The sequence below is a fragment of the Streptomyces pathocidini genome (assembly GCF_001418495.1).
Classification (GTDB): Bacteria; Actinomycetota; Actinomycetes; order Streptomycetales; family Streptomycetaceae; genus Streptomyces; species Streptomyces pathocidini.
On sequence record NZ_LIQY01000324.1, the window covers coordinates 1 to 9,800 of the forward strand.

General features: G+C 71.7%; 7 protein-coding genes. 5 read left to right on the top strand and 2 right to left on the bottom strand.

Going from position 1 to position 9,800, the window contains the following annotated elements:
- Positions 1-561: 561 nt before the first annotated feature.
- On the top strand, positions 562-1,092 hold the full coding sequence (locus AOK16_RS16215; RefSeq protein ID WP_055472953.1) for a YwqJ-related putative deaminase: 531 nt from the start codon (positions 562-564) through the stop codon (positions 1,090-1,092).
- Positions 1,082-1,597: an SUKH-3 domain-containing protein gene (locus AOK16_RS16220; RefSeq protein ID WP_107098364.1), complete on the top strand. Its 516-nt coding sequence runs from the start codon at positions 1,082-1,084 to the stop codon at positions 1,595-1,597. Before AOK16_RS16215 ends, AOK16_RS16220 begins: the two co-directional genes overlap by 11 nt.
- A 138-nt stretch (positions 1,598-1,735) precedes the next feature.
- Here the strand turns inward: AOK16_RS16220 and AOK16_RS16225 are convergent, their stop codons facing one another.
- Positions 1,736-3,043, bottom strand: a complete 1,308-nt coding sequence (locus tag AOK16_RS16225) for a sensor histidine kinase (protein ID WP_055472955.1) — start codon at positions 3,041-3,043, stop codon at positions 1,736-1,738.
- A gap of 184 nt (positions 3,044-3,227) precedes the next feature.
- Between AOK16_RS16225 and AOK16_RS16230 the strand changes: the two genes are divergently transcribed.
- The gene (locus AOK16_RS16230) at positions 3,228-4,166 is read left to right on the top strand and encodes a hypothetical protein (protein ID WP_055472956.1); all 939 of its coding nucleotides are present in this window, start codon (positions 3,228-3,230) and stop codon (positions 4,164-4,166) included.
- Between the two features lie 169 nt (positions 4,167-4,335).
- Here the strand turns inward: AOK16_RS16230 and AOK16_RS16235 are convergent, their stop codons facing one another.
- Positions 4,336-5,898, bottom strand: coding sequence for an MFS transporter (locus AOK16_RS16235; protein WP_055472957.1), 1,563 nt, complete (start codon positions 5,896-5,898; stop codon positions 4,336-4,338).
- Between the two features lie 446 nt (positions 5,899-6,344).
- Between AOK16_RS16235 and AOK16_RS16240 the strand changes: the two genes are divergently transcribed.
- Together AOK16_RS16240 and AOK16_RS16245 are read left to right on the top strand one after the other, a co-directional pair.
- On the top strand, positions 6,345-7,133 hold the full coding sequence (locus AOK16_RS16240; protein ID WP_055472958.1) for an ABC transporter ATP-binding protein: 789 nt from the start codon (positions 6,345-6,347) through the stop codon (positions 7,131-7,133).
- On the top strand, positions 7,130-9,697 hold the full coding sequence (locus AOK16_RS16245) for an ABC transporter permease (protein ID WP_055472959.1): 2,568 nt from the start codon (positions 7,130-7,132) through the stop codon (positions 9,695-9,697). Before AOK16_RS16240 ends, AOK16_RS16245 begins: the two co-directional genes overlap by 4 nt.
- The last annotated feature ends 103 nt before the right edge of the window (positions 9,698-9,800 follow it).

The window sequence follows — 9,800 nt, forward strand, 5'->3', positions numbered from 1 at the left end:
CAGTTGTGGCGGGGGATGTGGCCGGGGGTGTGTCGCCCAGCCCAAGTCGGCCTGTCGTCACGGTGGTTGCCCCCTGTCCCCTGCCCGCTGCTGCGTCGGCTCTCGGGGCACAGCCTAAGCGTTGGGTCCGACAGGTGATCAGGCCAGGAGCCCTCGTTCCGCCCCGCCGCGCTCGCCGTATCGACCCGGCCTGCTCGCCGTATCGACTCGGCTGATCCTGGCAGCCGGACGCCCGGCCCGCCCGCCGTATCGTCCCGGCTGATCCTGGTGCCCTGACGCCCCGTCCGCCCGCCGTATCGTCCCGGCTGCCCCTGACATCCAGACGTCCCGGTCCGCCGTCGTGTCGTCCCGGCCGGCCCCGGCGTCCAGACGTCCCGGTCCGCCCGCCGCGTGCGGCTCTTGTCGCACTCCGTAGCGCGATCGTGACGGCACGTCATATCGTGTCACCCGGGGTGGCGCGACGTGCGCGCTGTGTGTCGCCGACTTCCCCATCTGCCTGCACATTTGGCAGGCTGTCCCCGCAACTCGGGGGATTGCACGGGAGGGAAGAGCACGACCACCATGAGCGCCGCACCAGAGATCGACGCATCCGACGCAGGTACGACACCGCCGGCGGACCACCGGCCCACCCGGAGCGCTGTCGACGACTCCGCCGCACCTCCGGCGCTCCGGCACCGTCGGGACGGCATCCTGCCCGCCGTGGCGGCGGCGCTGTCGGTGCGCGGTGAGACCCTCACGGCGACGGGCACCAAGTCCGACCAGCCGCCCGTGCTGCACCCTCTCGTCCAGGAGTTCCTGGATGGGCTGGCCTCGGAGCGGCGCGAGCGCTTCACCGGGCGCTGCCCGGAAACGGTCCTGTTGTCCCGCTATTTGGCCACTGCCGAGGCGAACCGCAGCAAGCGCGCCTCCCGCAAGCCGCTGGGCCACAGCGAGGCGAAGCGCGCGCTGAAGCAGTCCAAGCTCACCGCCCGGCACATCCGCGAGGACGGCGACCCGCTCCATGGCGCGTACGCGTCGCCCTGCCGTTCGTGTGGGCCGTTGCTGGCGCACTTCGGCGTGCGTGCGGTCGACCCGGCGACCGATGGGGGCTGAGGTGCGCCCCTTCGAGCGGAACGCCGCCACCCGGTTTCCTGTCGGGGTGGACGTGGCGTTGTACGACGCGGGCTGGAAGCCGGGCCGCTGGGACATCAAGCAGGCCGAGTACTGGGCGGACACTCTGCGCGCCCATGTGTCGCCCGCGGGCCATCGGCACACGGTCTTCCCGGCCGCGGTCGAGGCGTGGGCGGAGTTCGGCGGGCTGCGGGTGGCCGCCCAGGGGCCGGGCCGGAATGTCGCGCCGACCTCGTTCGTCATCGACCCGATGCGGGGGCTCCATATGGCGCGTACGCTGGGCGACTTGGGGGGTGCGCTGGGTGTCGAGGTCTCTCCGCTGGGGGTGGAGACCGACGGTGCGGGCGCGGTGCTGGCGATCGACGCGGAGGGCCGGGTCTACGGTCTGGACCACACCGGCGACTGGTACCTGGGCCGCGACATAGACCAGGCGCTGTCCACGCTCCTGATGGGAACCCGCCCGTCCAGACTGTTCGTTACGGGATGAGTCGGGCGCTGTTCGTCCGTCACGGGTTTCGTTCGTCGCGGGTTGGGTCCGGTGCTGTTCGTTCGTCACGGGTTGAGTCGGGCGCTGTCCGTCACGCGGGCTGAGGTGTCTCGTGCGTCCGAAGCGGTCCCCGTGCGCTCAGGTGTTCGCGCCGTCCGGCAGGACCGCCGATACCCGGAAGCCGCCCGTGTCGGTGGGGCCGGACACGAATCCGCCTCCTAGGGCGGTGACCCGCTCCCGCATGCCTATGAGCCCGTTTCCGCCGCTGGGGAGGCGGGCGCCCGAAGCGCCCTCGGCCGGGGGGCCGTTCTCCACGAGTACGGCGACCTCGGCGTCCCGGTGTGCGAGCCGTACGAGGGCCTTGGCGCCCGCCGCGTGCTTGTGGACGTTGGTCAGGGCCTCCTGGACCACGCGGTAGGCGGTCTGCTCGACCTGCGGCGGGTACGAGCGCTCCTCGCCTTCGACGGACAGTTCGACGGTCATGCCGGCCGCTCTGGACTCCCCGATGAGCTTTTCGAGTTCGCCGAGGGTGAGGGTGTCCGGTTCTTCCGCCTCTTGGGTGGGGCGGGCGCCGGTGGTGGCGATCTCGGCGAGCGCGGCGGAGGCCGCGGTGCGCTCGCCGCCGGTGCGCAGGACGCCGAGCATCTCGCGGAGTTCGGTCAGGGCCTGGCGGCCCATGTCCCCGACGAGGGCGGCGTTCTTGGCGGCTCGCTCGGGGTCTTTGAGGGCGATGGCCTGGAGGGCGGCGGAGTGCACGACCATGAGTGACACCCGATGGGCGACCACGTCGTGCATTTCGCGGGCGATGCGGGTGCGCTCCTCGTTGCGGGCCCATTCGGCCCGTTCTTCGGCTCGTTCGGCGAGCAGCGACAGTTCGCGCTCCAGTCCGTCGGCGCGCTCGCGCAGGCTTTCCACGAGTCGGCGCCGCGCCCCCGCGTAGAGGCCGAGGAGCAGGGGTGGGGCGGTCAGGCCGATGGCCAGGACGATCGAGACGAGCAGGTTGGCCCACAGGGGCGCGGAGTCTTCCTGGCCCAGGTCCTGGTGGAAGTTGATGAAGGTGATGAGCAGGGTTCCGGCCATGCTCATGCCGGCGAGGGCGACGGTGATGCGCCGGGGCACGTCGGAGGCGGCCAGCGTGTAGAGGCCGACGATGCCGAGGAGGAAGCCCATCTCGGCCGGGGTGATCGCGACGGAGACGAGGACGACGGCGATGGGCCAGCGCCGCCGCAGCAGCAGGGAGGCCCCGGCGGCCAGGCCGAGTACGAGGCCTATGGCCGCGGGTATCCGCGCCTTGTCCGCGAAGGTGATGCCCTCGATCGTGCACTCGATCATCGACGCAACGGCCAGGAGCACGTCCAGGACCATCGCGCGCCGCCGTGCCCACCACCACGGACCGGCGGGCGCGCCGCGCGCGCCCGCTTCCGCGTCTGCCCCCGTTGTGGTCATGCCGACCAGCCTAAGGGCGCGAGCTGTGGAATTTCCGCCGGGTTTGCGCACCCCCGAGCGCCGAGTGCGCGCCATGTCGGCGGAGTGTCGCGTTGGGGGTGGTTCGGCCGGATCCAGAAAGATGTGTGCCGCAGAATGGTGTATCGCCACCATGACCACCATGACGGATATAAGGGGCTTCAGGATGAGTGCGTCCGTGTCACCCACCGGCTTCGGGGTCGTACGCGGCCGCGACCGCGGCTACCGGCCCGAGCAGGTCGACCGCGTGGTCGCCCGGCTGGCCGAGCAGCGCGACGAGACCTGGGAGCGCGCGGCCCGGCTCACCGCCTTCGCCGGGAATCTGGAGGAGGAGGCGGCCCGCCTGAAGGAGCAGCTGGCCGCGCTGCCCCCGCAGACGTACGAGTCGCTGGGCCCGCGCGCCGAACTGCTGCTGTCCACCGCCGAGGCGGAGGCTGCCGAGCTGCGCGAGACCGCCGAGGCGGCCGCCCGGCAGTGCCGCGAGGAGGCCGAGACGGCCGCCGCGTCCGTACGGGAGGCGGCGCGGGCGTACGCGGAGGGGGTGCGCGGCGAGGCCGAGACCTGGGCCGGCCAGTGCCGGGTGGCGGCGCAGCGGGTGGCCGAGGATGTCCGGGTCACGGCTCGGCGGGACGCCAAGGAGTGGCGGGCCGAGGCGGTGGCGGGCCTGAAGGAGGCGCGGCAGCGGACCGAGGAGCTGGAGGTCGCCCAGGAGAAGGAGCTGGCCGCTCGGTGGGACGAGGCGGGCCGTGAGGAGGCCGAGCGCGAGGCCGCGATGGACACCCGGATCGCGGAGCTGGTGGAGCTGGGGGAGCGCAGTCTCGCGCAGGCGCAGCAGCGGCTGTCGGATGTGGCGCAGTCGGCGCGGCAGGAGGAGGAGGTTGCCCGCCGGCAGGCCGCCGAGGTGCTGGAGCGGGCCCGCGCGTCGGAGCGGCGGGTTGCCGAGGAGACGGAGGGTGTCCTTCGCGAGCATGCGGGGCGGCGCGAGGAGGTGTGCCGCCACCTGGAGCACGTACGCGGCAGTCTGGCGGCTCTCTCGGGCGGCCGCCTCGGGGAGGCGACCCCGGCGACCCCGGTGCCGGGGCCCGCGCCGAGCTCGGAGGACTGACCGCCGCACGAACCGCCTTGCGGCGCGGGGGTGTTGCCGCGAGTGGTCGCCGCCGGCCTCCGCCGGCCTCCGCCGTGGCGATCGACTGTTGTGCGCGGGTCGGCGGTGACCGCGGTGCTCGATGGCTCCCGGCCGGCCGAGCGGACCACGCCGCCTGCCGGGGTGGGCGTCAGTCGCCTTCCCCGTCCTGGAGGACGGGGAAGCGGCGGGGGGCCAGGACCAGGAGGGTCAGGAAGGCCAGGGCCGTGGCGGAGGCGGCGCCCACGTAGACGTGGTCGACGGCGGTGTCGACGGCCCGCCGCAGATAGTCGGCCGCGGCCTCCGTCAGCGCCCCGGGGTGTTCCAGCGCACGGGAGACCGAGTCGAGGTGCCGGCCGGGGAGGTCCGCCCGGATCGAGTCGGGCGCGTCGGCCAGGCGCGCGGCCAGTGCGGAGTTGGCGACGGCGCCGAAGAGCGCGGCGCCGATGCTCTGCCCGAGCTGCCGGTTGAACAGCACGGACGCCGTCGTCGTACCGCGCTCGGCCCACCGCACGGTCGACTGGACCCCGACGATCAGCGGCAGTTGGAACAGTCCGAGGGCCGCTCCCAGGAGCAGCATGATCAGGGCCGGCTGCCAGGGCGCTCCGGGGAAGGGCAGCAGGGGGAAGGAGAGCAGGATCAGGGTGGCGAGGCCGATCCCGATGAGCGCGGTGCTGCGGAACCCGATCCTGTTGTAGACGCGGTTGCTCACCATGGCCGACAGCGGCCAGCTGAGCGTCATCGTGGAGAGTACGAATCCGGCGGCGGTCGGCCCGAGCCCCAGCACCGACTGCGCGTATGTCGGCAGGAACACGGTCGGGGCGACCATGGCCAGGCCGAGGGCGCCCAGGGCCAGATTGACGGCGGCGATCGTGCGCCGCCGCCACACCCAGCCGGGAATGATCGGTTCCGCGGCGCGGCGTTCGATCACCACGGTCGCCGCGGCGCACAGTGCGCTCGCGCCGAGCAGGCCGAGCGAGGGCGCGGACAGCCAGGGCCAGGCGGTGCCGCCCTGGACCAGCGCGGTCAGCAGCAGTCCGCCGCAGGCGAAGACGGCCAGCGCCCCGGCCCAGTCGATGCGGGGCCTGCGGCTGCGGTGGCCCTCCGGCTCGCGGAGGTAGCGGCCGATCAGCCAGAGGGCCAGCAGTCCGACCGGCAGGTTGATGAGGAAGATCCAGCGCCAGTGCGCGTAGGCGGCGAGGATCCCGCCGATGGCCGGGCCCGCGACCGAGGACACCGCCCAGACGCTGGACAGCTTGGACTGGATCTTCGGCCGCTCCTTGAGCGGGTAGAGGTCGGCGGCCACGGTCTGCACGGTGCCCTGGAGCGCGCCGCCGCCCAGCCCCTGCACGACGCGGAACGCGATGAGGCTGGCCATGTCCCAGGCGGTGGCGCACAGCAGCGAGCCGACCAGGAAGAGGGCGACCCCGCAGACGAGGACGGGCTTGCGGCCGAAGCAGTCGGAGAGCTTGCCGTAGACGGGGAGGGTGACGGTCACGGCGAGCAGGTAGCCGGAGAACAGCCAGGAGAAGACGGCGAAGCCGCCGAGGTCCCCGACGATCTGCGGTACGGCGGTGGAGACGACGGTGGAGTCGAGCGCGGCGAGCGCCATGCCGAGCATGAGCGCGGTGGCGACCGGTCCCCGGCGTACGGCGGGTGGGCTGCCGGTGCCGGGCAGGGCGCCATGGCTCGTCCGTCCCGCGGTGCCGCTCACCCGTGCCCCCTCCGCGGTTCGTGTACGAGAGTTCGTGTCCGAGAGTTCGTGTACGAGGCACCCTTCCACGCCCCGACCCGGGGTGGAACCACGCATCTCGGCTGGTGGGACGGGCGGGCTTGACCCTCACGTCGCGGGAGGGCGCAGGATCCTTCCCCGGGGCCGCTCGGTCGGACGGGGGAGTCCCCCTAGGGGGAGTTCCGTACTTCTGGCCACGTGGGGTTCGTTCCGGTGGATGACGAGGGGTACGACCTGGCGACTTTAGCCTTTTCACAGGGCGTGGCAGGGGGTTCATCGGGGCCGGGAGGTGGGGTTAGCCCCCCACCGGATACGGCGATCCGCACCAGCGCGCAGACCCCCTCGCCCACCGCAGACTCGATTGCGTACCCGAGGTGCGATCCAGTACCGGATCCATCTCTTCTCACTTACGGCATTGGAGATTTACCGTGACAACGGCTGTGACCATTCCCAAGTCTGGGGGCAGTGGGGGTCGTACGGCCGTCGCCGCGAAGGCGCGACAGGTCGTCAAGGCGTACGGCACCGGGGAGACGCGCGTCGTCGCCCTCGACCACGTCGATGTGGACATCGCCCGGGGCCAGTTCACCGCGATCATGGGCCCCTCCGGCTCCGGCAAGTCCACGCTGATGCACTGCCTCGCCGGTCTGGACACCGTGACCTCCGGCAACATCTACCTGGATGAGACCGAGATCACCCAGCTCAAGGACAAGCGGCTCACGCAGCTGCGCCGGGACCGGATCGGCTTCATCTTCCAGGCGTTCAACCTGCTGCCGACGCTGAACGCGCTGGAGAACATCACGCTGCCGATGGACATCGCGGGCCGCAAGCCCGACCAGGCGTGGCTCGACCGGGTCGTCGAGACCGTCGGCCTCGCCGGCCGCCTCAAGCACCGCCCCACCGAGCTCTCCGGCGGCCAGCAGCAGCGCGTCGCCGTGGCCCGCGCCCTCGCCGCCCGCCCCGAGATCATCTTCGGTGACGAGCCGACCGGAAACCTCGACTCGCGCGCGGGCGCCGAGGTCCTCGGCTTCCTGCGCCGCTCGGTGGACGAGCTGGGCCAGACCATCGTGATGGTCACCCACGACCCGGTCGCCGCCTCGTACGCGGACCGTGTCCTCTACCTCGCCGACGGCCGGATCGTCGACGAGATGTCCAACCCCACGGCGGAGTCCGTCCTCGACCGCATGAAGGACTTCGACGCGCGCGGGCGGACCTCATGACCGTCGTCAAAACCTCGATGCGCAACTTCTTTGCGCACAAGGGACGCATGGCGCTCTCCGCCATCGCGGTCCTGCTGTCGGTGGCGTTCGTGTGCGGCACGCTCGTCTTCACCGACACGATGAACACCACGTTCGACAAGCTCTTCAACTCCACGGCCTCGGACGTCACCGTCTCGGCCAAGGTCGACAAGGACGCCCAGCGCACCGGCAGGCCCGAGACGCTGCCCGCCTCCCTGGCCGACGAGCTGCGGAAGGTCGACGGCGTGAAGTCCGCGACCGCCGACATCTCCAGCGAGCAGGTCACCCTCGTCGACAGCAAGAACGACAGCCTCAGCCCCACCTCCGGCGCGCCCACCATCGCCGGCAACTGGGGCGAGGAGGACCAGCAGATGATGGAGCTGGTCTCCGGGCACGCCCCGCGCGGCCCGGCCGAGGTCGTCCTGGACAAGGACACCGTCGACAAGCACGACCTGAAGGTCGGCGATCAGGTCAAGGTCATCGCGTTCCCCGGCACGACCGAGGCGAAGATCAGCGGTGTGGCCGCGTTCACCGCCACCAACCCCGGTGCGGCGCTGGTCTTCTTCGACACCCCCACCGCGCAGGAGCGCCTCCTCGGCAAGAAGGACGCCATCAGCTCGGTGCTGCTCACCGCGCAGGACGGCACCACCGAGAAGCAGCTGAAGAAGGCCGTCACCGACCGGCTCGGCGCCGACACCCACAAGGTGCAGACGAAATCCGAGGCCGCCGCCTCCATGGCGGAGGACGTCGGCTCGTTCCTGGACGTCATGAAGTACGCGATGCTCGGCTTCGCCGGGATCGCCGTCCTCGTCGGCATCTTCCTGATCGTCAACACCTTCTCCATGCTGGTCGCCCAGCGCACCCGTGAGATCGGCCTGATGCGGGCCATCGGCTCCAGCCGCCGGCAGGTCAACCGCTCGGTGCTCATCGAGGCGTTCCTGCTCGGTGTGACCGGCTCGGTCCTCGGCATCGGGGCCGGAGTCGGCCTGGCCATCGGCCTGATGAAGCTCATGGGCCAGATGGGCATGAACCTCTCCACGAACGATCTGACGATCAAGTGGACCACCCCCGTCATCGGCCTGGTCCTCGGCATCGTCGTCACCGTCCTGGCCGCGTACCTCCCGGCCCGCCGGGCGGGCAAGGTCTCCCCGATGGCCGCGCTGCGGGACGCGGGCACGCCCGCCGACGGCAGGTCCGGCTGGGTGCGGGCCGCCATCGGCCTGGTGCTCACCGGCGCCGGCACGGCCGGCCTGTTCGCCGCCGCGGGCGCCACGAAGGCCGCCGAAGGCTCGATGTTCCTGGGCCTGGGCGTCGTCCTGACGCTGATCGGCTTCATCGTGGTCGGCCCGCTGCTGGCCGGGGTCGTGGTCCGCGTGCTGAGCGCGGTCGTCCTCCGCGCCTTCGGCCCGGTCGGCCGCATGGCCGAGCGCAACGCGCTGCGCAACCCGCGGCGTACGGGCGCCACGGCGGCGGCGCTGATGATCGGCCTCGCGCTGGTGGCCTGCCTGTCCGTGGTCGGCTCCTCCATGGTCGCCTCGGCGACCTCCGAGCTGGACAAGTCGGTCGGCGCGGACTACATCATCCAGTCCAACATCGGGCAGCCGATCACCCCCGAGGCCGAGAAGACCGTCAAGGACTCCCCCGACCTCGCCCACGTCACCCGCCTGAAGTCCGCCAGCGCCGAACTGACCTTCCCCGACGGGAAGAAGCTGCGGGACCGGCTGAGCGCCACCGACCCGTCGTACGCGACGGACCTGCGGCGCGAGGTGACCGACGGCGACCTGGCCGCGGCGTACGGCGCGGACGCGATGTCCATCGGCGAGGAGATGGCCAAGAAGCACGGCGTCAAGGTCGGCGACACGATCTCGACCGCCTTCGTCGGCGGGAAGACCGCCGAGCTTAAGGTCGCCGCGATCACCTCGGACGACACCTCGCTCGACAAGGGCGCGATGTACCTCAACATCACGACCGCCGAGCGCTACCTGCCCGCCGACAAGGCACCGGCGACCGTGGCCATGTTCGCGCAGGCGCAGGACGGCAAGGAGGCGCAGGCATACGCCACCCTGAAGAAGTCCATGAAGGCCTACCCGCAGTACCTGGTGCAGGACCAGACGGACTTCAAGGAGAACCTGAAGGACCAGGTCGGCCAACTCCTCAACATGGTCTACGGCCTGCTGGCCCTGGCGATCATCGTCGCGGTGCTGGGTGTGGTGAACACCCTGGCGCTCTCGGTGGTCGAGCGGACCCGCGAGATCGGCCTGATGCGCGCCATCGGCCTCTCCCGCCGCCAGCTGCGCCGCATGATCCGCCTGGAGTCGGTGGTCATCGCCCTCTTCGGTGCAGTCCTGGGCCTCGGCCTGGGCATGGGCTGGGGCACGGCCGCCCAGAAGCTGCTGGCCCTGGAGGGCCTGGGCGTTCTGGAGATTCCGTGGCCGACGATCATCACGGTGTTCATCGGCTCGGCGTTCGTGGGCCTGTTCGCGGCCCTGGTCCCGGCGTTCCGGGCGGGCCGGATGAACGTCCTGAACGCGATCGCCTCGGAGTAGGCACCGAGTAGCTGCCGAGCAGCCCCAGGGCTGCCTCGCCTGGTGACGGCCCCGGCCGCGCGCTCCCACGGGGGTGCGCGGGCGGGGCCGTCGTGGTGTTGGC